A 25,675-nucleotide genomic window follows, 5' to 3' on the forward strand; every position below is an offset into this window, starting at 1 on the left:
AATAGGACGAATTATGAAATTTATCGTTTTGGCTGTAGTCATTGCACTAGCTGTATTTTATTTCACTAGAAATTCAAATAGTAAAAAGATTGCGCTTGAAAATATAGCCATAGGAAAAGATTTCTTGATAAAAAACCAAGCTAAAGAGGGTGTGCAAGAAACGGCTTCTGGCTTGCAATATCAAGTACTACAAAAAGGTGAGGGAGATGTTCACCCCAAAGCCAGTTCAACAGTCAAAGTGCATTACCACGGCACCTTGTTAGATGGAACTGTATTTGATAGCTCAGTCGATCGTGGAGAACCTATCAGCTTTCCGCTTAATCAAGTCATAAGCGGTTGGACCGAAGGGGTTCAATTGATGGTGGTTGGAGATAAATTTAAATTCTTCATTCCATCTGATTTGGGGTATGGCAATAGAGCTGCTGGGAAGATTACCCCAGGTTCTTTGCTTATTTTTGAAGTTGAACTTTTACAGATCCTCTAGTTACGTCTATGCCCATTAATAGGATAGTTGGTGGCCTGCTTTGGGGCTTCATTTACGTTTTTAAATTTCCTATCAAGAGTATCAAGTATCAAGAGTATCAAGAGTATCAAGAGGGTCTATCAAGAGGGTCAGAGTAACTTGAAACAGTATCAAGAGGGTCAGAGTAACTTGAAACTATCCTAATCCTGCTACATGGACAGCCACTCTAGAAACCGTTACAAGGACAGCTATTAACCTTCCTAAGAAACGTTAACCATTATTGCTGCTGCCATTCAATAGTGTCGCCTTTACTATCTTTTATGTTTGTGAAAGCTTGTGCTCTGGGCGAATTTGGAAAGTTGTGGATAAATAGGTCGATTTGCTGTTTTGCCAAGGCAATATTCTGACGGTATAGATATAAGAATACCGAGCCTGCCTCAACTTCTTGGTTGAGGTTTGGGCTGAAGTGATGCTTTTAACACCGATAGACTTTTTGCTGCTCTATCTAAATATTCCACGCCAATAGAACGATAAAAGTAACTAGCAGAAAAATTACACTGGATTGAATTTTCATACGGTTTTACGCATGATTCAAGGTTCTGCATAGCTTTCTCGGCGCTGCCTTTTAGATCCAGATTATGTCCTGGGCGATATAACTCTGCAAGTAGATATAGCGACTGCTCAGTGTTTGTATTTACCTTATTATAAGCTTCAGCCTCAGACACCAATATAAGTCATTTTGTAAAGACATTTTGCAGTTCTATTCATTGTAGAAACGAGGGGGATAACTGCCAATGTATCTATTCAGCGTGTTGGTTTGGCTGTCTATTTGGTCAAAAGACAGTGTAGTTACATCAAGTACTATTGGCTCTAGCGAAAAAACCTTTTCTTTGATATCGGTATAAGGAATATTAGTTTGCTTAGCCGCGCAAGCGCTTGTCAATAACCCAATAACTAATATTAAAATATATTTGAGATTTTACTTCCTTGTCCCCTTTATTTTTACTGGTCCCTAAGATTGCCAGCCGTGCTGATAGTGAATCTGATTAATTCAGTTGGCAACATTCTCTGCAATCTGTGCTTTAACAATATCTAAAGGGTTAAAGTGGTATCTTTTGTTGGCCGGATTTAAACTCATGCTGAGCTTTTTAAATTGGCTTTCAGACCAGTTTGGCGCAGCGAGGAAATCACCGATTTGTGCAATGTTATCTTGATCCATTGCGGCCATTTGGGTGCTTAATATAGTGCCTGTATGGCCCGCAAAATCATGTCCAGCCAGATAGTCAAAATACATCAACAGCGCCCAACCTGCTTCCATAAAATGGCCCCCGTAGCTTACACTTAATTGCTGCTGTCTAATGAGATCAATGCTATCCGGTGACCAATCGATACTGCCAATAATAGGATTGGTTTGCAGTTTTTTATCATAGGCCTTCAATCCTTCGATAATACCGAAGGCCATAATGTCGCTGGCGGCCCAAAAAACATCAACATCATTGTGTCGGGACAGGACAGTTGGCATGAAGCCTCTTACTACATTCTGACTCCATTGAGCATCTACCGTGTTCAGGAGAGTGACTTGCTTGTTCGGCTCAGTGATAGATAACAAACCGTCAACTCTATGGGAACTCGCAGAGGTGTATTTTAATCCAGTAAACGCGAACAAATTTATATTGCAGGCTCGCTGTTCACACTGTTTTATGCGCGTAGCTCGCGTAATTAGGTCACTGGCTAACATGGCTCCGGCTAAATCGTCATTGGGGGCGAGATGGGCCAACCACAGGGGAAAACGCTCACGGGGTTTGCCCAGTCGAGCAAAGTCAGTGTTGGACAGATAAGTGTTGAATGAAATGAACGGGATTTTTCGCTCAGCTAAAATGGTGAGAAATTTTTCTTCAGCACCAAACGCAAGTGGACTAATCACAATGTCAGGGGGAGTAGTCAGAGAATCAATAAAGCTACTTTTGAATTGGGTTACGCCGAATCGGTCTCGCAATCTTTTAGGAATATATTCTACTTGTAATTTTATATTCAGTGCCTGGGCTGCACTTTTTGCATACAAAACCGTACTGTCATAAAAAGGAAATCCAGGGTCAGCATGGATAAATAATAAAGCATTCAGGGGGACGTTTTTAGGCGTCGCCTGCTCATCTGCAAAAACTGCATTTTGGACGCCCAGCACTAGCAACAATAATAAAATAATTTTCATATTGGAAAGATATACCAGATTCTTAGATAAAAGCAAAAAAACGTAAAGATCTGGTAGGTAAATTTAATCTGTCAGGAATTTCATCGAGTTAGTCTAATAAGTCGGTTAATACTAGAAAATATTCGGTTTTACAATTAGTTAGCATGTCTGTGCCGATTTATAATAAATAAAAGTTCTGCAGCGGCTTGTGCATCTGATAGGGCACGGTGATGTTGTGTCATGTCGATGTCAAAATGACGGGTGAGATTGGCCAAAGAGTACGATGGAAGTCCCGGTACGGCTTTACGCATTTCTCTTACTGTGCACAGTTTTGGCATCCTGAAGTTTTGCTCTAAGCGTTCAAATTCAGTGCGAATAAATCCGTAATCAAAGTTCACATTATGCGCTACAAATACGCAATCGGATAAATAATCCCTTAATTTGTCAGCCACTTCCACAAATAATGGCGCATCCGCTACCATGTCATTGCTGATGCCAGTTAATTGAGTGATTTTGTGTGGTATATGGCGCTGCGGATTAAGTAAGGTTTGCCAAGTATCAATAACCTTACCACCGACTACCTTAGCGATGCCTATTTCGGTTATACGGTGGCCGTTTGCTCGACCTCCCGTGGTTTCGATATCGACTACCGCATAGACTTGATTAGGATCAAGAAACCATTCAACTTGAGTGACAGCTACGTTAAATTGAGCCTTACGAAGTTGTTTAATAGTTAAAAGCTGGTTTTTACGCAGTTGATCACCGGGCGCTTTGATTTCTTCAAATCGCAAGCCCTGCTCATCGACCACCATTAGATCCGGATAACCGTCTCCGAAGGTTCTGAAATCTTGCGCCATGGTACGCAAATGTAGCTTTAAATCTTCTATATCAACGTGGTCAAAAAATACTGCTAATACTTCTAGCAGTGATTTGTGCCAACGAAATATGCCATTAGGAGTAGCGTATTTTTCTAGCATAATTTTACTGACCTGCTTAAAAGCCATTTCATTGCTGGTCATTCGATATAGGCGTGTTTCAATAGCTTGCTCGAAAGTTGTATAAAAACAGTTGTGAGAAATAGATTGAGGTTTGTGATCGAACTCGGTCACCAGGGCAGCGTTGTCTATTTCAAATAGCTCTTCCCAGAAAACTAATCCAAATAAGGCCCGCCAGAGTCGATTTTCAGTACGGAAAACTTGTTTCCCTCGTTTTTGATAGAATAATTTCACTCCATTTTCTACGGAATCTGAATATATTTCATCTATTTGCAGTCGCTGTGCCTTTTCTCGCAACATATCGGTTAATTCACTGGTACGTTTTTGACCAAATTTACGCGCCAAAAAGTCTTCGGCAAATGCCAATAATGTTTCACTTTCAGGTTGGTCTATAATGTTTTCTAGTTGGGATTTAACCCAATCTTTATGACCTAGTTTGTAGCGCTCTCTGATGACCTTTTCTTGAGCCTGTGGCTCACTAGATGCACCCAGTATCTCTAATGCCAGCTTGGATTCTATGGGCAGTAATTTTTTACCAAGTTGAAATAGTAAGCGATCAGCGTAGATATTAGCTAGCGTACCGTGGGGCGACGGGAAGTTGTCTCGCTGATGCGCACAATGGATGAGTTGTTGAGTCGATAAATTACCAAGATTACGCAGTTGCTGAGCATAAAAATAAGCACTTTTAGCCTCATCAATAAAATCAAACCGCGCAATGTCGTTACTCACTCCGCGTTTGGTTTGCATAATGCCTAAGTCACGCATAGAAAACTTTTGCAAACCACTGTTTAAGTCTCCAAAAAATAAAAACAGGAAATAATTTAGCTGTTCATCGAAACCTCTATACAACAAGTTATCAGGCTGACAAAGATTGAATAGATGCTCAAATTCGGCGAATTCCAATGCGGATTCTAATAATTGAATTTTCTGGCTGCTATGCTTAAAACTGACCCCTGCCAAGGTTAGAACTTGTGCAATTTCGGCCTTGGTTAAATGCAATAAGACTTGTTCAAAATGCTGCGGCCCAATAGAGTTGTAAAAGCCCTGAAGTTGCAATTCAGACAAATGGTGTTCAATGTTAGTGAGCTCTTCGTAATACAGCGAAGCCGTCTTAATGACCGGCGATTTACGACTTTGACCACGAACAAATAAGCATTTCGCGTCTTCTTCTAGTTGATTAAACATTTGAATGAAGTGGCGATCTTGTTCATCGAGTAGATGCGCACAAGGGCCCGAGATAAATTCGATAAACTCCAGAAAATGGGCTAGATAATATTTGCTGGGTAATACTCTCATGTGATATCCATCGACTAGTCTGAGCGGTATTTTAAAATAAATACCACTGTATATCCAGTCAGTATTTTTTGTCGATTGTGAAAATCCACTTTTGCGATTCGCGCGTATAATTTCACTCACCCACAAAAGGAGTCATAATGAGTTTAAGTTCTGCGGAGAGTTTTGAATGTCCCTATTGCATGACAATTAACGACTTAGAAATTGATGAGGCTAATGATATTGGCCAACAACAAATCGTCGACTGTCAGATATGCTGCCAACCTATAGAAGTATTGGTGATTGACAATGGATTTGGAATTGAAGTTATCGCCAAACGAGATGACGAATAAATACCGTGAGACAAAAATGACTATTGATAGATGGACTTTAACGGATAGCATTCACACCAAATAAGTGAGAATAGTGACGAATATGCGCCTCTGCGAATAATTTTGGACATGTGAAAAATTGCTGATTCCGTTAACTAAAAATTAACCGCAGATGTACTTGTAACAGAGCCTACGATAATGCTCTTGTTAGGAGTAAAAATCTGCTATAATCCCGCGAAATTTTGACCCTAATGAATAAGTGGTGTAAGTGATGACCGTGATGCGTAAGCCCGTCGAGCGAATGAAAGCCGAACGCGGGCTATTTTCCTATCCTAAATATTGGGCTGAGTGCTTTGGCCCGGCGCCATTTTTGCCGATGTCGCGCAAAGAAATGGATCAACTAGGCTGGGATAGCTGCGATATCATCATTGTGACCGGTGACGCCTATGTCGATCATCCTAGCTTTGGCATGTCTGTCATCGGCAGGGTACTTGAGTCTCAAGGCTTTAGAGTGGGAATTATTGCTCAGCCCGACTGGACCAGTAAAAAAGATTTCATGAAATTGGGTGAACCCAATCTGTTCTTCGGTGTAACCGCCGGGAACATGGACTCTATGATTAACCGCTATACCGCAGATCGTAAATTACGTCATGATGATGCCTACACGCCCAACAATGAAGGGGGTAAGCGTCCAGATCGCGCTGTGACGGTTTATACTCAACGTTGTAAAGAGGCCTATAAAAAACCAGTCATCATAGGTGGAATAGAGGCCAGCCTTAGACGCATAGCCCATTACGACTATTGGTCCGACAAAGTCCGTCGGTCTGTATTGTTTGATTCAAAAGCCGACATGTTGATGTTTGGTAATGCTGAGCGACCTTTATTGGAAATTGCTCATCGCTTTGCTGCCGGTGAAACCCTGGCTGATTTGCAAGATGTGCGCGGCACGGCTGTATTGCGAAAAGAGCCATTGCCAGGATGGCAAGGCGTGGATTCCACTCACGTGGATGTGATTGGAAAAATCGAACCTATCACTAGCCCTTACGATTACATCGAAGACAAGTGTGCAGTAGGTGACACCGAGCAGAGCCCTGTTGGTGAAGCGCAACTAGCTAAACCTATTGTAGTTCAGCCCTTTACCTCTAAGACCCAAAGACGTAAACCTTGGGAAAAGACCTACGTATTGTTACCGCCATATGATGTTGTGCGGGCAGAAAAAACCCATTATGCGCATACCTCTAGAATTCTGCATCAGGAAACCAATCCCGGTTGTGCCAGAGCGTTAGCGCAGCGACATGGTGATCGTATAGTTTGGATCAACCCTCCGGCGTTTCCCCTAGAGACTGAAGAGATGGATGCTGTGTTTGATTTACCTTATGCACGAGTTCCCCATCCAAGTTACGGCAAGGCTAAAATTCCTGCCTATGACATGATAAAAACGTCGGTCAACATCATGCGAGGATGTTTTGGTGGTTGTACTTTTTGTTCTATTACCGAACATGAAGGTCGGGTAATTCAGAGCCGTTCAGAAGATTCCATCATTCGTGAAATTGAACAAATCCGCGATAAAGTCCCAGGTTTCACTGGGGTGATTTCAGATTTAGGCGGACCCACCGCCAACATGTACAAACTGCGCTGCAAAAGTGCCAAAGCCGAGCAAACTTGTCGTCGTCTTTCATGTGTATGGCCGGATATTTGTGGTCACTTAGACACTGACCAGACTCCAACGGTGGAGTTGTATCGCAAGGCGCGTAAAGTGGAGGGGGTCAAGAAGGTATTGATTGCCTCAGGAGTGCGTTACGATTTGGCCATCGAAGATCCCAATTACGTTCGGGAACTGGTTACTCACCATGTTGGAGGGTATTTAAAAATAGCGCCTGAGCATACTGAAAAAGCGCCTTTAGATAAAATGATGAAGCCAGGCATGGGCACCTACGATCGCTTTAAAGTATTGTTCGATAAGTACACTAAAGAAGCGGGCAAAGACCAATATTTGATCCCGTATTTCATTTCGGCCCACCCAGGGACCGAAGACATGGACATGGTGAATTTGGCAATGTGGTTGAAAGAGCGCAACTTCAAGCTTGACCAAGTGCAAAACTTCTATCCTTCGCCTATGGCCAACGCTACAACTATGTACCACACCAACAAAAATCCGATACATAAGGTCAATCATAAAAGTGAAATGGTGACAGTGCCCAAAGGTGAAATACATCGTCGCTTACATCGTGCATTTTTACGCTATCATGATCCTGCAAACTGGCCGGTAATCCGCCAAGCATTGAAAGATATGGGCAAAGCTTATTTGATTGGCAGTGGCGCTAAGCATTTGGTGCCAGCAGAAAGCCGCGCTGAATTAAGTGGCAAAGATCATAAAGAATATGCTCGTCGCTCACGTAACAAAGCTATTGCAAAAGGCAAAGGTGAAAGCTCAACCAAGCAAAAAGCCCAACAAGGTTTAACCCGTTTTAGTGACAATCAGCCTCATAACAAAGTGGCTGCGGATGCATTAAAGAAAAGTCGCAAAAAACGGGATAAATAACCAACCTAAACTTTAAGCAAATACATCAAGGCAGGACTGATCTCATCATCCTGCCTTTTTTTGTGCTTGTACTTTTAACGTGGACAGCCACCACTAACTCTGCTCTTTTAGCGTGGACAGCCACCCATAAAATTCGAGTTTACATGGACATCACCGAGTTTACATGGACAGCCATCACTAACTCTTAATATGGTGAGGCTTCCACAAGTAACCCTATCTTAGGGCTACTGCATATAAGCGTTGAATTATAACTAGCGGTGGGATATTCCAGTGCTCTTTTAGCGTGGACAGCCACCTATAAAATTCGAGTTTACATGGACATCACCGAGTTTACATGGACAGCCATCACTAACTCTTAATATGGTGAGGTTTCCACCAGTAACCCTATCTTAGGGCTACTGCATATAAGCGTTGAATTATAACTAGCGGTGGGGTATTCCAGAACTAGCAAACTAGTCTCATCTGGTTTGGTATTAAGTACTCAACTAGGCTGGGAGGGCTGACTATCTTTAGCATTGGCATAGGCGTCCAATGCCTGTTGTCGAGAAACCTTTAGGTCGACCAGCGGTTTCGGATAGTGTTTGCCAAGGACCAGATTGGCTTTAGCCAATATATCTGCTGGGGCTTCCCAAGGTTTGTGAATATATTTATCAGGAAGACCGTCCAGCTCTGGGCAATATTTGCGTACGTAAATGCCTTGACTATCGAAGCGTTCACCCTGAGTCACAGGATTGAAAATACGGAAAAATGGTGATGCATCGGCCCCAGAGCCCGCAACCCATTGCCAGCTTGCACTGTTAGCTGCTAAGTCAGCATCGACGAGGCAGTCCCAAAACCAGCGCTCGCCATGTTGCCAATGGGTTTGCAGATTTTTGACTAGATAAGATCCAACAACCATGCGGACTCTATTATGCATGTAACCGGTTTGCCATAACTCGCGCATGCCCGCATCGACAATAGGTACGCCTGTCTGGCCTTGCTGCCAACAAACAAGATCGCTGTTTTCATCGCGCCACTGATATGAATCAAATGTTGAATTGTAATTTTTCTCAGGCAGGGTGGGGAAATGAAATAGTAAATAGTGGCTAAATTCTCGCCAGCCTAATTCACTTAAAAAACAATCTAGGTCTGGATTTTCCATACTGCCAGCATACTTATTTAGGGCTGCGTACCAGACTTGGTGAGGAGATATTTCACCGAAATGTAAATGGCCAGAAAGACGAGAAGTTCCCTGTTTTGATGGTACATCTCGTGCCTCTTTGTAACTGGCTACCGGTTCGGATAAAAAGTGACTTAGGTTATTTGCAGCTCCTTCTTCGCCGGGCTGACAATGGTTGGGAAAAGCTTGATACCACTCAATTTGGGGAATTAATTGTAAATTATCCAGCGACTGATCAAGCTCCGGTAGATATTCATATTGGCAATCTTTAGGCGCATCAACCGGTGACCGTGGGGACGGCGCTTGAAGGCAGCCTTTGCGATAATATGGCGTAAAAACCTTATAAACCGACCCTGCCTTATTCATGATCTCCCACGGTTCCCACAATAAACTGCCGTTGAAGCTTCTGACTAGCACATCCTGTTGTTTGAGTTGCTGCTTGATCCCTTTGTCGCGCTTAATTTGCCATGGCTCATAGCAGCGATTCCACACGACTTTGGCGGCCCCAGTCTTGTCAATTAACTCAGTTAAAATAGTGTGTGGATCACCTTTACGAATGTGCAACTTGCCATCTAATGATTTGTTGAGGGCCTCCAAGGAGTGATGCAACCACCATTTGCTGGCTTCGCCCATTGCATATTGTTGTGGATTTTTATCATCTAGAATGTATAGGGCGATCGTGCTTCCATCCGAACAGGCTTCGCGCAATGCGGGGTTGTCCCGTAACCGCAGGTCCTGTCGAAACCACATGATGTTGATCTGTTTATTCAAAGTTGCTGTTCCATTGTGACCCGTGTGGGCAATAATATGTTTACTCGCTTTTAATGGAATTGGATCCATTGACCTTTTGTACAATCGTTCAAAAATCGGTATAACTCTTAATTAGTAATATCAGTTTAAGAGAAGTACAGCGGTGCACAATCAGTTTTCTAAAGAATATTTAGTCGTGGCGCAAAATGCCTCCGGTCGCAATATGAATGTGCCCCTGTATCGATTTAAAGGCAGCCAACCAGGTCCTAAAGTTTATATTCAAAGTTCAATTCACGGTGCCGAAGTCCAAGGCAACGTCGTAATTTATCACCTGATTCAAATCTTAAAAACACAACAAATATTTGGTGAAATTACCTTAGTGCCCAATTGCAATCCAGTAGGAACCAATATCAAAGCTGGAGAATATACCCTAGGTCGCTTTGACCCTGTTAATGGTACAAACTGGAATCGAGGATATTATTTCGATTCCGAATTGGTTGAACAATTCGCACTAACAGTCGCGGATGATGAACCACTAGCCGCTATGAAAGATCGCTTTCGCCAAGCGATTAAACAAAAAATCGATGAACGTTTGAATAGTACTTGGGGATTGGGGCTGGCTCAGCAACTGAATCTCAAGTTACAACAACTGGCGTTTGATGCAGACATCGTGATTGATATCCACAATGGTCCAGTGTCGACCCGACATATCTATGTGCCCGAATATGCAAAAGCATCCGCCTCACTGTTTAATATTCCCCATGTGATACTTATTCCTAACAAGTTTGCTGGAGCATTGGATGAAGCAACATTTTGTCACTGGTGGACCTTACAGAAACTGTTGGCCTGCAAAACTGGCGTTGATGTTGATTTAAATGTCGAGGCTTTTACCTTAGAAATGGGCAGCCAAGAAGTGATTGATTTTGATGAGGGCAAATACGATGCAAGTAGCATCTTATCTTACCTCAATGCCAAACACTGTCTGGTCGAGGCCGATTATCAGCCGAAGAACATGCAGCGGGTGGCCGTGACATTAGAAAACTATAAAATTCTTTACACCCGTCAAGGGGGCATTGTGGAATATATGGCTAAGCCTGGTAGTTACCTCAAGGAAGGCCAACCCTTAGCCAAGATTTTAAATGTAGATGAATTGGAGAATGAAAGAGCAACTGAAACCATCACTGCGCCTTGCGATCTGATCCCTATTTTACATTTCCCATCGGCATCTGTACTCAGTGGCACGCAATTGTATAAGTGTTTCACCCATTTCTTTTTGCTCACTGAAGCAACATAAAAGTGCTTTACTCAGGGATCCCTTCTGGCATACTCATGGTTAGTTGTTGTGCTCAAGGCACATATAGTACAAGGAAGTAATATCATTTTGTTAACCTCTCCCAACCAATTTAGTTGTGCGTTTTCGGCAGATCCTCTTATGACAACGAGGAAATACTAAATTGCCCATCGACAATCAAATTCAGCTCGAAACCGCAGAGGGGATCGATATCCAAATAACACCTGCTGGAATTGGGGTTAGAACCGCGGCCTTTGTTTACGATTTATTGATACGTTTAGTGATATTAGCCGCTGCGGCTATGATACTGGGTTACCTGGGCCAAATGGGAGTAGGGATGATGTTGATCATTTACTTCTTTGTGGAATGGTTATACCCGGTGGTTTTTGAAATTCTTAAAGGCGACACGCCAGGCAAAAAAGCCTTCGGTTTGGCAGTTGTGTATGACAATGGTTTACCCATTACGCTTTCCGGTTCTTTGACCCGCAATTTATTTCGCGCTATCGATTTTTTGCCATCTTTTTATTTCATAGGTGGGATCTGTATGGTGCTCACCCACAACTCGAAACGTTTGGGCGATATATTAGCCGGTAGTATGGTGGTTTATCGCCAGAAGCCTACCGTCAGTCATCATTTTAGTTATGAAAAAGCACTCAATCTAGAATTGCCATTAGATACAGAAGCACAAAATGCAATCATCTCATTTGCCGAGCGTAGTAAAACCCTTAGCAAACAACGTCAGCAGGAACTAGCCAATATTTTGTCTGAACTTGTGGACGCTCAAGGAGATGAAGGGGTGATTAAATTGAAGTCTGTCGCAGCGGGGCTGATTGGTAAATCATGAAACAGCAAGATTTTGTCACTCAGCGTCAATCGGACTGGAAGTTGTTCAGCGAAGCAATCAAAGATCCCAATAATATTGCGCTAGGTGATATTGATATTCCTCATCTTTACCGTCAACTTAGCCATGATTTGGCGTTGGCCAAAAGCCGCAATTATAGTCCGGCAATTGTTACTCGTTTAAATGAAATGTTGGTTCAGGGCCAGCAGTATCTATACAAACCCAGTAATCGGCTTGTGACTCCGTTATGGCAGTTTTTACGTTACGACTTTCCAGCCCATCTGCGAGCATTAAGGGCCTATGTAATTTGGGCGCACATCCTATTTTACGGCGTTGCCTTGCTAACATTTACTGTGACTATCATTGAGCCGGATTTTGTTTGGAATGTTATGCCAAACTCTCAAGTCACGAGTTTAGAAAGTATGTATGACCCTGCATCAGAGCACTTTGGCAAAGAGCGCGCCTCCGATAGCGATTTTTTGATGTTTGGCCATTATATCCAAAATAATATTTCCATTGCTTTCCAATGTTTCGTGGGAGGCCTCATTTTAGGCTTCGGTAGCTTATATTTTGTGGTGTTCAATGCGATTTTCTTGGGGGCCGTGAGTGGACATATCGTCAATATTGGCTACTCATCAACCTTCTTTTCATTTGTGGTCACCCACGGCGCATTTGAGCTTACTGCCATTGTGTTATCTGCCGCAGCTGGTGGCGTCATCGGTATGCATTTACTTCGACCGGGCCAACTGTCACGATTATCTGCGCTTAAAAGGGCGTCTAAACTGGCATTCCCGGTGATCTTTGGGGCATTTTTGATGCTGGTGGTAGCGGCTTTCATAGAGGCTTTCTGGTCGAGCAGCCAAACTATCCCTAATGTGGTCAAGTATCTAGTCGGGGCTGGTTTTTGGATATGGATATTGTTGTATATTTTCCCTAGGGACAAGCATGCAGCTAGATAATATCGCAATAGAAATAAAGCCACGAAGCAGTTGGAGCTCTTTCGACCTTGGGTGTCGAATGGCGGTAACTTGGTGGCGCTCGTTAATCGGTTTTTGGTTAGTCGTTACTTTGCCATTATTTGTGTTGTTAAACGCTTGGGATTTGACCTGGGGTATGTTGATTTTTTGGTGGTGCAAGCCATTATATGAAAAAGGTTTATTGTATATTTTAAGTCGAGCAGTATTTGGCGAAAGAATATCGATTAAGCAAGCACTCAGAGCATGGCCTGCAGAGCTGAAAAAGGATTGGTTTACCACACTGACCTGGCGTCGCTTGTCTCCAGCACGTGGCTTTAACTTGGCAGTCGCCCAGTTGGAAGGACTTACTGGAGTAAAACGTGCCAACCGACTCAATGTGTTACATCGCACCACAGATGACAATTCCGCTTGGTGGACAATCATTTGTGTGCACTGGGAAAGCTTCTTGTTTATGGGCCTGGTTGCCTTGGTGGGTTTCATAGTGCCGCAAGGCATTGATATCAATTTCTGGCAGATATTCTCCAGTGAAGATGGGCAGATTTCGTTGCTTTTCAATATCTTCTTGTATCTGGTATACGCTATGGTTGCACCGTTTTATATCAGTGGTAGCTTCGCTGCATATTTGAATAGGCGGATCACTTTGGAAGCATGGGACATTGAGCTTAGCTTTAAAAAGTTAATCCAAAAACAGCCAAAGGGAATACGAGGTAAGGCCATTTCTACATTGGCTGCAGTCACCTTGCTAGTATGTTTAAGCGGTTTTCCGCAGCATCAAGCGTTAGCAGATGAAACCGCAGGTTCAGACAGCGTAGTGACTGATTTGTTAAATAATACCCAGTTAAAGGATAGCAAGCCCAGAGACGTCGATAACATTGAGTTTGAATCTGAAATCAGGATCGAGAGGATTCTAGCTAATCCACCGTTCAGTAGCGAGGAAACCGTTAAAAAATTGCGCTGGATTGAAGAGGCTCCTGAACAAGTGGAAGAATCCAAAGACAGCGAATTTTGGCCATGGCTAACATCCATAATGAAAATCGTTTCAGCCATATCAGAGCTGGTTTTATGGTTGGTTTTCGGTGGTCTCTTGGTCGCCTTAATCTATTTTTTTAGAGACCACATTCGTTCACTGTTTACGCCTAGTGGTAAAGCAGATACCTCTGAGCCCATGAGTATGATGTCTTTTAGCCAAGCATATCAAGGTGATGACTTACCCGATGATCCCGCCAGCGAAATGGATCAGCTAATGGCAAGGGGGGCTTATCGACAGTTATTGTCACTAATGTTGATCACTAGCTTGATGGAAATAAGCAAACAACAAGCTCTCCCGCTGACCAAGTCGATGACTGAACGTGAATGTTTAAACGTTATCAAGCAAAGTATTGTTGGTGAGCGAAGTGAATACATGCACAGTTTGATTGATACCTGGGTGAAACTTGCTTGGGCTCATCAATGGCCACAGCTAAGTAAAATGCAGCAGCTTAGCGAACAATGGAAATCATTATTTAGTGCATCGCAGGCGGTTGCATGACATCAGCAAACCTCAAACCCGTTAGCCATTACCAACGTTACACTGTAATGGTGATTTTAACCCTGATGGGTTTAATTTTGGCTGGGTATGTTTACAAAAACGTCGAAATCTACGAGCAAAAAAGTTTCACGGGATTTTCCGAAGAAGCGCGTAAAGAACCCTATTTAGCAGCCAAATATCTACTTGAAGAAGATGGTAAAAAAGTCACTTTATTGAATGATTACCGGCTATTGTATGGGCAATCTACAGCCGGTGTTTACCCTCAAAATAAAGACACCATTATATTCAGTGAAGGTGAAATTGCCCTGTCGCAAGCATTATCAGACAAATTGCTGGAGTGGGTAGAAAATGGTGGTCACCTGATCCTCGCTTTAAATGCGACAACTGAGGATGACGGGTTTAGAGCTAATGCATTGATTAAACAACTGGGTTTAGGGGTGATTTGGAAGGATTCAGATGATTTTGCCGAATCTAATATATATCCCTATGCAACCGAGATTATCAATCAAGATGATCAGGTCATGATGATCAATTTAGAGAACACATATCGACTAAATCTGCCGCAAAGCGACAACATTTTTTACACCGCAGGGGACGAACAGGGTGTAACATTTGCCCAGATGGATTCAGGAAATGGTTTGATAACCCTAATGACTGACGCCTACATCTGGGATAACCAACAGATCGCAGAAGAAGATAATGTCGCGCTACTGATCGAGTTAGCCGGAAGCTCACCGCATGTTTATTTCTTTACTGCCAAAGAATTGCCTCATTGGTTTTCATTGTTATATAACTATTCACCATTCTTTATTTGGTTGGCTATTTGCCTGTTAATCTTACTTATGTGGCGGGCAGCAGTGCGAATTGGTCCGGTGTTAAATATTGATGAACACCGGTACTCGCCCTTTTCAATGCACATCAAAGCGGCCGGTGAATTTTATTGGCGAACTGACAAACAGTTGAGCTTACAAGCTGTCGTTCGCCAAGCAATTTTAGTTGAATTGGCTAAGAAACGCCCGTCTAGCAAAGGCGCACACAAGAGCGAGATTATTGCTCAACTTAGTGCTATTAGCCACTGGCCAAGTGAAACCATAGACCTGCTTATGTTCAACCAGAACAAATTAAATGAAACCCAGTTTACTCAAAGAATAGCGAGCTTGCAGACGCTCAGGAAAATGATATGAATGATTCAGAATTAGAAAGCTCCACCATGTCGCCACCGGTACCAGATGAAAGTGTTCAGCCAGAGTATACCCCCTCAGAGGTGCTAGATGATGCAATCCTTGCCCGTGCCAGCGAGCAAATCAGCGCCCTCAAAGCAAACGTTCAAAAAGTGTTGATTGGTCAAAATGAAGTGGTAGAACAAGTCATCATTGCCTTTATTGCTGGTGGACATGTGTTGCTGGAGGGCGTTCCGGGCTTAGGCAAAACATTGCTTATTCGAGCCTTAGCAAAGAGCATTGCGTTGGATTACAAACGGGTGCAGTTCACGCCTGATTTGATGCCAGCCGATGTTACCGGCCATTCAATGTTGGATATGGCTTCGGGCAAATTTACAGTGCGTAAAGGCCCAGCATTTACCCACTTATTATTGGCCGATGAAATTAACCGAGCACCAGCCAAGACACAAGCAGCACTTCTGGAGGTGATGCAGGAATATCAGATCACCATCGATGGTCAAAGTATGCCGCTGGAAACCCCCTTTATGGTGCTCGCCACCCAGAACCCCATCGATAACGAAGGTACCTATCCTCTGCCAGAAGCTGAACTGGACCGCTTTATGTTAAAAGTGCTGGTCAGCTATCCTGAGCCTGACGATGAAATTGCACTAACCAAACTCAATACCGAAAAGCAAACCGGTATAGTCAGCACTCACATAGAGGCAGTACTCAGTAAGCAAGATGCTATTGAATTGCGTGAGTTGGCCAGCAAAGTATTGATCGATGATAAAGTAATTGAATATGCTGTTGGTTTGGTCCGTACTACTCGTGTGTGGGACGGTATCGCCCATGGTGCTGGGATCCGAGCCAGTATTGCTCTGGTCCAAGCAGCCAAGGTGAAAGCGCTATGTGAAGGGCAGGGTTTTGTTACACCGGATCATGTCAAAGATATGCTTATGCCAGTGTTGCGTCATCGCATTATATTGTCTGCTGAACGTGAAATAGCCGGTTCTAGCCCAGAAAGCGTGTTAAATGAGATTTTACAGCAGGCTGAAGCACCCCGACAATGAAACGAATAGCTCTGCGTCCGGCTCGACGCTTAATCCATACCGTCGGTTTCTTATGCGTATTTGCGTTACTTTTCCCGTTGTTGGTTATTTGGAACGGACTGCATCAGTTGAGTGCAGTCCCCTTGGCTTTTGCCAGCGTACTATTGGGGGTTCTGTGTTATGACTTATTTAATAGTCGAAGGCAGCCTTGGATAGCGGTCAAGCGTGATATTCCCACCAACCTTTCAGTCCATGTCGCGCAAAAGGTGAGTGTCGCTTTAGCAAATCGAGGTCCATTCGAGCTTGATATCGAATGCATTGAACATATTCCCGAACATTGGATTAGCCCACGCCTTCCCCATAAATGTGCACTGGCACCTGGTCAGATAGCTGAATTTGAATATAGCATCACACCTACTCAACGGGGCAAGTCGCTTATTCCGGCTACCGAGGTTGTCATTAGATCGCGACTTGGATTCTGGCAATTCAGCTGGTTGATAGCGCACCATAGCGAGCATAAAGTCTTCCCCAATTTTAATGCAATATCAGATCTAGCTGGCTTACAAGGCAGTGTTAATCTAACTCAGGCAGGACTTAAAAAATTCAACAAACGAGGCAGTGGCATGGATTTTATGCAACTGCGAGATTATCGCGAAGGGGAGAGTATTCGCCAGATTGATTGGCGTGCCACCAGTCGTTTTAATAAATTGATATCCAAAGAGTACCAAGAAGAGAAAAACCAACACGTGATTATAATGCTCGACTCTGGTCGACGCATGCGAGTACAAGATGATGAACTTAGCTATTTTGATCACGCCCTCAATTCGCTAATAATGTTGTCTTATACCGCATTGAAAAATGGTGATAACCTCAGTCTGCAAAGCTTCGGTAGTGAATCACGTTGGTTAAGTCATGTGCGCGGAGCGAAAAATGTTGGGCGAGTGATGAATCACTTTTATGATTTGTATCCGCAAAAAATTGCCAGTGACTATCTGGCTGCTGCGCAAGAGTTGTTGCTAAAACAGCCCAAACGGGCGCTTATCTTATTAGTGAGTTGTTTGCGTGATGAAGATTTTGCTGATCTGCTCAAAGCGGTTCAGTTATTAAAAGCCAAGCATCTTGTTGCTGTGATCAGTATTGAAGAGCCGATATACCAACAGATTGAATCCCAGCAGGTTGAAAATTTCGATGATGCGCTTAGTTATGCCTCGGCGATTAAACTAAAAACATCCATTGAGCAAAACATGCAGCGCTTGCGACACAACGGCGTGATGTGCATTCACGGGCCCGCACATCATTTGACTCCAAGTGTACTAAATACCTACTTAAGTGTGAAAAAAGCGGGATTGTTATAAGCCATTTTTGAGCTAGGACATGTCGGCAGAGTACTTATAAAATCTGACCATATATAGTTATCCTCCAAGGCGAGGGCAATCACCAATTTAGCCTAACTTAGTATTTAACCAGCTTAGGGCTTCTTGTTCAGACTCAAAGAAGCCGTGACTGATATCGCTTTGGGTATATATTTCGCTCCAGAACTGCTTTACTGTGCTGATATATTCTACATCTATTAATACCACAGCGGTTGCCTTCAGCCCCATGATTTTAGCCTGCTTGATGGTTTCTACAAAAATCAATTTAGCTTCAGGCGGCACTAATGGCTCGCCAGATAACAAAACGATGCTCGCCCAGGGAGAGTGCATGATTTTTTGCCGATAGGCCATGACCTCTTTTTGATAAAGCAGGACCATTTCCAAATTAGCGGGGCCATGTCCTTCTATGACTAATATTTGATCTTGTGTCGACAACTTCAAATTGCCATGAACGGGAAAGTTTCTTTGATTCATTCATACCTCTGGCTGCGGTCAAAAAGTTTGGGAAAATATAGTCCCTCCTCACCGGTATGAGGGTATCAACAAAACATGACCAATCACATTACTCTAGAATAGCGTTGTGTATTCTGCAAATTTATATGGGCATCAAAGGACATACAGATGCTGCGGATCAAAAAGCGTGCTCTGGCTGATACGTGGATCTGTTGTTTGCCGTTTTCAATCAAGCCATCTGTGATAAAGGGTTGTAAAGCGTTCAAGCTTTGCTCGAAGTAATGGTCAAATTCAATATCAAACAGCTGATTAACTCGAGTTTTGTTAACCGAGAGGTTGCACATAAGTTGACCGATTACATAGCCGCGGATTTGGTCATCTACGGTTAATTTCACTCCTCTACAAACTGCATTACCTGCTTCTCGAATATTGGCATAATAACCCTGCAGATCTTTGCGATTTTGGCTGAAGATATCACCTATATGACTAATTGAAGAGACGCCGAACCCGACTAAGTCACAGTGGGAATGCGTGGTATAACCTTGGAAGTTACGATGCAATTTACCTTGTGCCTGTGCAACAGCTAGCTCATCACTTGGTTTAGCAAAGTGATCCATGCCAATCATTACATATCCGGCTAGTAACAAGCGCTCAATCGCCATTTGCATAAGTTCAAGCTTTTGTTCTGTGCTAGGTAACCAGTGATCACGGATTTTGCGTTGTGCGGCAAACCTATCTGGCATATGCGCATAATTAAACAAAGAGATACGGTCTGCATCCATTTCGATCACCCTATCAAGAGTCTGTGCGAAAGCAGTCAAACTTTGATGAGGCAAACCATAGATAAGGTCAAGATTAACAGAGCCCATGCCAATCTCTTTTACACGGTCAACTAAGGCATGAATGAAGTCAGTGGATTGAACTCTATTAATTGCTTTTTGCACCTTAGGATCAATATCTTGTACTCCAATACTAATCCGGTTAAAACCTATATTAGACAAGTGATTAATATAGTCTAGAGGTAGGTTGCGTGGATCAATTTCAATACTAATTTCCGCATCCTGCTCTATGCTAAACGTGCGATGTAAATGTGCTATGAAGTTGGTGAGTTGCTGTATCGTCAAAAAGCTCGGCGTACCGCCCCCTAGGTGGACTTGCTGCACTTTGTGGCGACTCAATAGAGACTGCCGATTACTCATTTCTTCAAACAGGAACTGCAGATACTCATCGGCTTTTTCGCTGTGACGAGTGACAATTTTATTACAAGCACAGTAGTAACATAAGCTATGGCAGAAGGGGATATGGAAATACAATGACGCCTTATTGTTTGGAGTGGTCTTTAAAGCCTTTATCACATCATCATTTACAAAGGAATCGTGAAACGACAGTGCCGTTGGATACGAAGTGTACCTTGGCCCATTGGAATCGTATTTTTTCACAAGGTTTGGTTCAAAGAATTCTGTGATGTTCATGATGCCTTCAATGCCTAGCTGAATGTATATATTGAAAGTTAGTATAGGGAAGGTTTAAATCGGCTTTATTGATCAAGCGCAAAGATATCTAATTTTGCGCACCACATGGTCGTTTCACTAGAAAAGTATTGAGAAGGCAGCGCTAGAACACATGAGTAAATAGTGAGGCACTGGTTGCGCACCCTAATTGGCGGTGCGCAACCATAGCATGGTTAGCGCTTGGCTTTATAGCCAAAGAAACGATTAGTAATAATTTGTTCGGCTACGGATTCTGGCACTGACTTTTCCCACCCTCCGCGACCATGGGGAAGCTGTTTAAGAATTTCCCGAGAATAAATGGAAAATAATCCAGGATCGCTGCACTCGATCCCAGTTAAGAATCCATTTTCAAGCAAATGTCGATACAAAAACCGCAAGTGCTCTTGGACTTTTACCCCGGTAAAGTCACTTAATTCACCTTTGTCGTCAAGCTCTGGATAGATAAACAATCGAGTATTATCCGGAAATAGTTTGCCAAAACCCTCTAAAATTCCACCTTCCACGCCACGATATGAATCTTCATCAAAAATTTGCTTAATATTGACCATGCCAACCACTATGCCAATTTGCAGTTGGGTATACTGCCTGAAGTATGCCCGCAAAGAGAAGTAACGGGTGTAATCCGACACCATCACGCTATATCCTAATGAATTAAGCAGTTGGACCCGAGCAACTATGTCTTTCTCAGGTACCCGAGCATCATTCCCTTGTGCATCGTTTAATGAAATCTCTGCGATCACCGCAGTATTGTTTTTGTCCACACCATTTAGGGTATAAAAAGAGTTTTGACCTTGTTCAATCATGTCCACATTGAGCTTAGTCACCGGCCGAAATGAACCTCGAATAGTTAATACATTCTTCTTATAAAGAACCTCAGAGGGCACAGCAACGGAACCATCGGGACGGAACATGACGGCTCGTGTTTTCCAACTACGGATCAAATGTAAATTGATGGCGCGGTTGTCAACGTCTTCAAAATACGGACCGCGGAAATCAATCGAGTCGATTTCGATGCGGTTGGGTTTCATATTGTCAGTCAAAGAGTCGATGATCATTTTAGGATCTTCGAAATAGAAGTAGGAGGCATATATCAAGTTCACCCCGAGTACGCCCAATGCCTGTTGTTGGGCTTCAGCATTGTCATCGAACATGCGCACATGCACGGTGATTTCTGATGGCTCAGCGCCTGGATACATCTGAATACGGATCCCAACCCAAGCATGACATTCATTTTTACGCCCAAAGCTCTTGGCTGCGACGGTTGCAGCGTAGGCAAAATAACGAGAGCTTTTCGAACGAATCGAGCCCACACGATCCACTACCAAGTCAAATTCCTGTTCCATCATCGCTTGTACGCGGGCTTTGCTGACATAGCGCCCGTCTTCCTGTACGCCATAAATAGCATCGGAAAACAACATGTCGTATGCCGACATGGTTTTTGCAATGGTCCCCGCCGCGGCGCCGGCAATAAAAAACTGTCTCGCCACTTCTTGACCCGCACCAATTTCAACAATGGTGCCGTACTTCTTTTCATCTAAATTAATTCTAAGGGCTTTTTGACTGGTAGTGCGGGAACTGACTTGTTTATCCATGGATATCTTGTCTTCTTAAGTGGGCGTTTGAGCAATATTAGAACAAAGTGCTTTTGGGGTACAGGGTAATTAATCCCATTCTGATTGATGAGCAACTTAGGAAGCATTCAAACTAGCGTTTTTCATTTAATTAGACCATGTCATTCCAATTCATTTTATTAAATAAAGCTCTGCGTTACTTATTGGCTTTTAGTCCAATACGAATAAGATAGACAGTGATGCAGTCAAATGGGCAATCCATGGCGAAAAATCACTGGCGGATCACTGAGTCATTTATCGTGTGAGGGTAAATATATGGCCATTAATGGACGAATCGCCTGTTGAAGGCAATTTAATGCGATTAGTTCTTGAATTTGCTAGGGTTGAACTTTAGATTGAGGGTATAACCATTACTGTGATCAATATGATTTCGAAAGGTAGTAGATAGTCCAAATGGAAAGCAACGCGAAAATTACAAGAGACGAGTTGGATGCAATTATTGCCAAAATTCGTTATGTACCCCTAAGTCGTTTTATTAAGCTGGTTGAAAGTAACAGTTTATTAAAAGGCTTGGACGATAAGACTGTGGTTTCTTTGAAAACGGAAATTTCGCGTTTGTGGACTGTTTGTGATCGCACCATCGATTTACGCTATAAAGTCGATGAATTAGAAACCGCAAAAGTGGAAGTGGCAGGCATTACCCATTTCCTAGACAAGGCGTCTTTAGGCTTGTTAGAAAATGAGATCCACCGTTACGCTAACCATTATACAATCGGCGCTTATGAGCAAGTGAAGCGCTATTTCGAAGAAAACAAAGATGCATTAGCGACCCAGCAGCAACTGTCGACTAAGACTATCGAGACGGTAGATTTTAGCCAAATATTTGAACGCTCAGAAGAGCGCATGAATTTGGCGATATCCTGTTCTTTATACAAACTTAATGTAGATATCGTTGAGCGGGATTTTGATCCTGCTCGATTAGTCTCTGATCAACACTTTGAAATAGTGACCTCTAATATTAGTAAGACCGCCTTGAAAGTGCGCAGTAAAGTGATGCTCAAACGGGGTGACTTTGTCGCTATTTCCTTTGATGACTTGGAAAAGGAATTACTCTTCAAACAAAGTCTTATCACTTATGAAGTCATGCATTGTTCCTACAACCTCAAACTGAAAAAGTTTGACTGTGCTTTAAAATTGGCAGATATCGAAAAAAATGAAGAGTTTCAGAAGTATACTAAAAATCTTATTTTCAGCCACAAGCACAAATACAAGGTTGACTTAGATACCATATATGACGCCTGCATCGCCAAAGGGTATGAGCAGTTTTTTGTCACTACCACTGATAGCTTTGGGTTATTTGTGGATGATAATAAGACCGTTAGCCAATCCTTCGGTAATGATCATTCCCTTGAAAATATTCATTTATTTGATGTGAATGGTAAAAATTATAGCGATGCACTGCTTAGTAAGATGGATATATCCAACTATTTAAGTGCTCATCCATATTGCTATCTTTTTGTCGCCAGAGGCAAAAAAAACGACAATCAGCAAACCATATTTTTTCATTGCATTCTTGATGGACAAGCCGATAATCTAGCGGCGGTTCAGCGTTTTGCCAAGACTAAAGGAGCGAGATTATTCAAAGTCACTAAAGCCCAAGTCAATCGTTCTGAAGCATTTAGGACATCTACCATTCCCAGTGAAGCGCAGCAGGAATATGGCACCGAACGGATTTATCGTAGTTCATCAAAAGCCCGTAAACTGCTGGAAAAGAATCAGTCTATTTATAACTTCACACCTGTCTTGAACAATGCATTGGATTTGATCGATTGGTCTACAGAAACTTACTCAGTCAACCCAAAACATGTGTTTACCCCGAATGCCAATAATGGAATTGACGATTTACGCTTGATTAAAGCGGAGACCTTAGACTTACGAGTAGAAGATCGCTTCGCGTTGAAAACTAAAATTACCTTGTTCCGCAAAGGTGAAAATGTATCAGGCATTACTATCGATGTATCTTCCTTGGGTTTATGCGTGAAAATGGAGAAGAATCTCGATATAAAACCCAACACCAAAGTTGAGATAGGCTTCGACAATTTTGCCCAACGGACAACGTTATATACTTTGAGTCGATGCTCTTATTATGTCATAGGTTGCGATAGAAATATGCTTCGCTTAAGCAATCGAGGTATAGCTAATCATGATGGCAGAGAGTTTTTTACCGCCTATATTCGCAGCAAATTAGAAGAACTAACTGCTATTGGCAAAGAAAACGAAGTCTATGGCTTGAATCGGATGTTGCGCAATGTGTTTTCCTCCAATGCTCGCAACTGCCAGCTATTTACGTCGACTTTCAAAAATCAGTTATCGTTATCTGTTATTGCCAATACCGATCAACGTTTCTCAATGTTCGGCAATCCAGTCACCTCTGAACAACTGGCAGCCCATATTAGAGATTGGTTTTATGATAATACGATCAATCAGGGATTGAAAAAATTATTGCAAGAAGCTGAGCAGCAAAAAAGCCAACAGGTTGCATTGTTGGTTCTTTCAATTGCTGAGAAAGAGGGGATCCCTTATATCGGCAAAATGCGATTGTTGCCGTTAGAGGGGCTAGACAAAGTTGAGTTGCACAATGCGATACGAGTTTCTCAAGTGAAGAAGCGCACCGCTAGGGTGTTTGAATTAAAGGCTATTTCCGCGCCTGACGAATTTAAACGTTATTACAGTGATGAGCTTAGTTATATCAATCGTTTCGCAAAGCACAAATACAAAGACCTTCGAGAACGTATAACAGATGTAAAAGGCGTAATTGAAATTGTTGAAATCACAGACCTGTTTCACCAAAAATAAATTACCCTCAAATAATCAGTTTAACAAGAGTATGATTTAATTTAATATTTTGGCCATATAAGGGCAAATATTGCACCCTGAATGAGACTGCTCTAGCAAAATCAAAAATGTGTCTTACACTTTATAGTTCATAAACTAGGACACACATATTATGAAAACATGTTATTTGGTGTTAGTAGTAGTTAGTTCACTTGCTCTGATTGCTTGTAGTCCAGAGTCTAAGCAATCCGTCAATGCTGAGCAAAATCCCGCCATTACGACTCAACCCCTAGGGCAATCTACGCCCGTTGATCCCCAATGTTCTTATATTCTTGGATTTGACGTATGGGAGCCCTACCAATACGTTGACGTAGATAACCGTGTTAGGGGCTTAGACGTCGAGCTCATTACCACTGTGCTAAGTAACATGGGATGCAGTATTGAATTTAAACAAGGTACTTGGGTGATGCTGTTGGAGGATCTTAAACAAGGCCAGGTTGACATTTTACTCGGTGCCTCGAAAACCCAACCCAGAGAAGAGTATGCGTTTTTTAGTGAGCCTTATCGCAGTGAGGAGTTTTCGCTATATATACGTAAAGATGATCAAAAACGCGCTAGTTATTCAGATCTTGATGATTTCATTGCCAACGGCAGTAAAATAGGAGTTGTCAGTGACTACTTTTATGGTCCGAGGATCTCTATCTTGCTTGACGGAAGCGCCACATCAAAACAATTTGTCAGTGGCATTATGGGCGAGCTAAATATTGCGAGGTTACTTGATCAAGATATTGATGGCTTCTTAGAAGATAGTTTCGTTGGGGCATCTATGCTGCGTAGAAAAGGTCTAAGTCAGTACATTACTCCTCATGGTTTTACGATTAAAACGGGCGAAATATACGTGATGTTTAGCAAGGATAGTGTTGAGGAACAAAAAGTGGACGAGTTTAATCATAAGTTATCTGAATTTAGAAGCAGCACCGGCTATAAAGAACTTATGGGAAAATACAGTCTTTAAACGCAAAGTTTGATGTATTATTTTTTGCTGAACACTAATCTCCTGCTGGGACCTAACCCCCATTGGAGGATCTAAATACTGGGTTGGCTAGCCCCTAATAATGAACCGAAAATTAGGGTGCTGGCTTTCAGTTTTTCCCAAATTAATTCAATACTGGATAATCAGGTTCACTAGGGACATAGGAAGCTGCAAACATTACTTGTCTTAAATACAAGTGTGTTTGCAGTGTTCAAGCAATATTGTTGTTGAACACCACTGCGCTAAACCGTATTCCCGCAGGGCTAATCACAGGCCCACTTAGGTTATTCAAACGTCTATTTCTAGCCGTTTACATTTTTGCTCGTTGATGTTGAGCACGACGTTCCATCTC

At 42.6% G+C, this 25,675-nt stretch carries 18 protein-coding genes; 12 read left to right on the plus strand and 6 right to left on the minus strand.

The window, feature by feature from the left end:
- Nucleotides 1-13 precede the first annotated feature (13 nt).
- Nucleotides 14-484: a BamJ family beta-barrel-assembly machinery protein gene (gene bamJ, locus QR722_RS04625; RefSeq protein ID WP_286285696.1), complete on the plus strand. Its 471-nt coding sequence runs from the start codon at nucleotides 14-16 to the stop codon at nucleotides 482-484.
- 1,030 nt (nucleotides 485-1,514) lie between these two features.
- Here bamJ and QR722_RS04630 read toward each other — a convergent pair.
- The gene (locus tag QR722_RS04630; RefSeq protein ID WP_286285698.1) at nucleotides 1,515-2,672 is read right to left on the minus strand and encodes an ABC transporter substrate-binding protein; all 1,158 of its coding nucleotides are present in this window, start codon (nucleotides 2,670-2,672) and stop codon (nucleotides 1,515-1,517) included.
- Between the two features lie 134 nt (nucleotides 2,673-2,806).
- Nucleotides 2,807-4,942: an exonuclease domain-containing protein gene (locus QR722_RS04635; RefSeq protein ID WP_286285700.1), complete on the minus strand. Its 2,136-nt coding sequence runs from the start codon at nucleotides 4,940-4,942 to the stop codon at nucleotides 2,807-2,809.
- Between the two features lie 137 nt (nucleotides 4,943-5,079).
- Between QR722_RS04635 and QR722_RS04640 the strand changes: the two genes are divergently transcribed.
- Together QR722_RS04640 and QR722_RS04645 are read left to right on the plus strand one after the other, a co-directional pair.
- Complete coding sequence (locus QR722_RS04640) at nucleotides 5,080-5,271, plus strand: zinc ribbon domain-containing protein (RefSeq protein WP_286285703.1); 192 nt, start codon at nucleotides 5,080-5,082, stop codon at nucleotides 5,269-5,271.
- A 250-nt stretch (nucleotides 5,272-5,521) separates the two neighbouring features.
- Nucleotides 5,522-7,792 (plus strand): YgiQ family radical SAM protein, encoded by a 2,271-nt coding sequence (locus QR722_RS04645; protein ID WP_286285705.1) that lies wholly within the window; start codon nucleotides 5,522-5,524, stop codon nucleotides 7,790-7,792.
- Nucleotides 7,793-8,273: 481 nt separating this feature from the next.
- Here the strand turns inward: QR722_RS04645 and QR722_RS04650 are convergent, their stop codons facing one another.
- Nucleotides 8,274-9,722, minus strand: a complete 1,449-nt coding sequence (locus tag QR722_RS04650) for a cryptochrome/photolyase family protein (RefSeq protein ID WP_286285707.1) — start codon at nucleotides 9,720-9,722, stop codon at nucleotides 8,274-8,276.
- A gap of 142 nt (nucleotides 9,723-9,864) precedes the next feature.
- On the opposite strand from QR722_RS04650, the gene QR722_RS04655 reads away from it, so the two are divergent.
- The 7 genes from QR722_RS04655 (at nucleotide 9,865) to QR722_RS04685 (ending at nucleotide 17,902) form a co-directional block, all read left to right on the plus strand.
- The gene (locus tag QR722_RS04655) at nucleotides 9,865-10,995 is read left to right on the plus strand and encodes a M14 family metallopeptidase (RefSeq protein ID WP_286285708.1); all 1,131 of its coding nucleotides are present in this window, start codon (nucleotides 9,865-9,867) and stop codon (nucleotides 10,993-10,995) included.
- A 160-nt stretch (nucleotides 10,996-11,155) separates the two neighbouring features.
- Entirely contained in the window at nucleotides 11,156-11,836 is a 681-nt protein-coding gene (locus QR722_RS04660) for an RDD family protein (protein ID WP_286285710.1), read from the plus strand.
- Nucleotides 11,833-12,792: a stage II sporulation protein M gene (locus QR722_RS04665; protein WP_286285713.1), complete on the plus strand. Its 960-nt coding sequence runs from the start codon at nucleotides 11,833-11,835 to the stop codon at nucleotides 12,790-12,792. Before QR722_RS04660 ends, QR722_RS04665 begins: the two co-directional genes overlap by 4 nt.
- Nucleotides 12,779-14,338, plus strand: coding sequence for a hypothetical protein (locus QR722_RS04670; protein WP_286285714.1), 1,560 nt, complete (start codon nucleotides 12,779-12,781; stop codon nucleotides 14,336-14,338). The genes QR722_RS04665 and QR722_RS04670 overlap by 14 nt, the downstream gene beginning before the upstream one ends.
- A complete protein-coding gene (locus QR722_RS04675; RefSeq protein ID WP_286285716.1) occupies nucleotides 14,335-15,522 on the plus strand; it encodes a DUF4350 domain-containing protein in 1,188 nt (395 codons plus the stop codon). Before QR722_RS04670 ends, QR722_RS04675 begins: the two co-directional genes overlap by 4 nt.
- Nucleotides 15,519-16,568 carry an AAA family ATPase gene (locus QR722_RS04680; protein ID WP_286285719.1) on the plus strand — a complete coding sequence of 350 codons (1,050 nt, stop codon included), beginning with the start codon at nucleotides 15,519-15,521 and terminating at the stop codon, nucleotides 16,566-16,568. The genes QR722_RS04675 and QR722_RS04680 overlap by 4 nt, the downstream gene beginning before the upstream one ends.
- Nucleotides 16,565-17,902 (plus strand): DUF58 domain-containing protein, encoded by a 1,338-nt coding sequence (locus QR722_RS04685; RefSeq protein ID WP_286285721.1) that lies wholly within the window; start codon nucleotides 16,565-16,567, stop codon nucleotides 17,900-17,902. The genes QR722_RS04680 and QR722_RS04685 overlap by 4 nt, the downstream gene beginning before the upstream one ends.
- A gap of 87 nt (nucleotides 17,903-17,989) precedes the next feature.
- On the opposite strand, the gene QR722_RS04690 is transcribed toward QR722_RS04685, so the two are convergent.
- The 3 genes from QR722_RS04690 to QR722_RS04700 all read right to left on the minus strand — a co-directional run bounded on the left by QR722_RS04690 (nucleotide 17,990) and on the right by QR722_RS04700 (nucleotide 21,476).
- Nucleotides 17,990-18,394, minus strand: a complete 405-nt coding sequence (locus tag QR722_RS04690) for a hypothetical protein (protein WP_286285723.1) — start codon at nucleotides 18,392-18,394, stop codon at nucleotides 17,990-17,992.
- Nucleotides 18,395-18,477: 83 nt separating this feature from the next.
- Entirely contained in the window at nucleotides 18,478-19,845 is a 1,368-nt protein-coding gene (gene hemN / locus QR722_RS04695; protein ID WP_286285725.1) for an oxygen-independent coproporphyrinogen III oxidase, read from the minus strand.
- Nucleotides 19,846-20,057: 212 nt separating this feature from the next.
- Entirely contained in the window at nucleotides 20,058-21,476 is a 1,419-nt protein-coding gene (locus QR722_RS04700) for a TonB-dependent receptor (RefSeq protein WP_286285727.1), read from the minus strand.
- 432 nt (nucleotides 21,477-21,908) lie between these two features.
- On the opposite strand from QR722_RS04700, the gene QR722_RS04705 reads away from it, so the two are divergent.
- Together QR722_RS04705 and QR722_RS04710 are read left to right on the plus strand one after the other, a co-directional pair.
- The gene (locus QR722_RS04705; protein WP_286285728.1) at nucleotides 21,909-24,311 is read left to right on the plus strand and encodes a hypothetical protein; all 2,403 of its coding nucleotides are present in this window, start codon (nucleotides 21,909-21,911) and stop codon (nucleotides 24,309-24,311) included.
- 151 nt (nucleotides 24,312-24,462) lie between these two features.
- The gene (locus QR722_RS04710; RefSeq protein WP_286285730.1) at nucleotides 24,463-25,305 is read left to right on the plus strand and encodes a substrate-binding periplasmic protein; all 843 of its coding nucleotides are present in this window, start codon (nucleotides 24,463-24,465) and stop codon (nucleotides 25,303-25,305) included.
- Nucleotides 25,306-25,675 lie beyond the last annotated feature (370 nt).

Origin of the sequence: Aliiglaciecola sp. LCG003 (genome assembly GCF_030316135.1) — a bacterium.
GTDB lineage: Bacteria > Pseudomonadota > Gammaproteobacteria > Enterobacterales > Alteromonadaceae > Aliiglaciecola.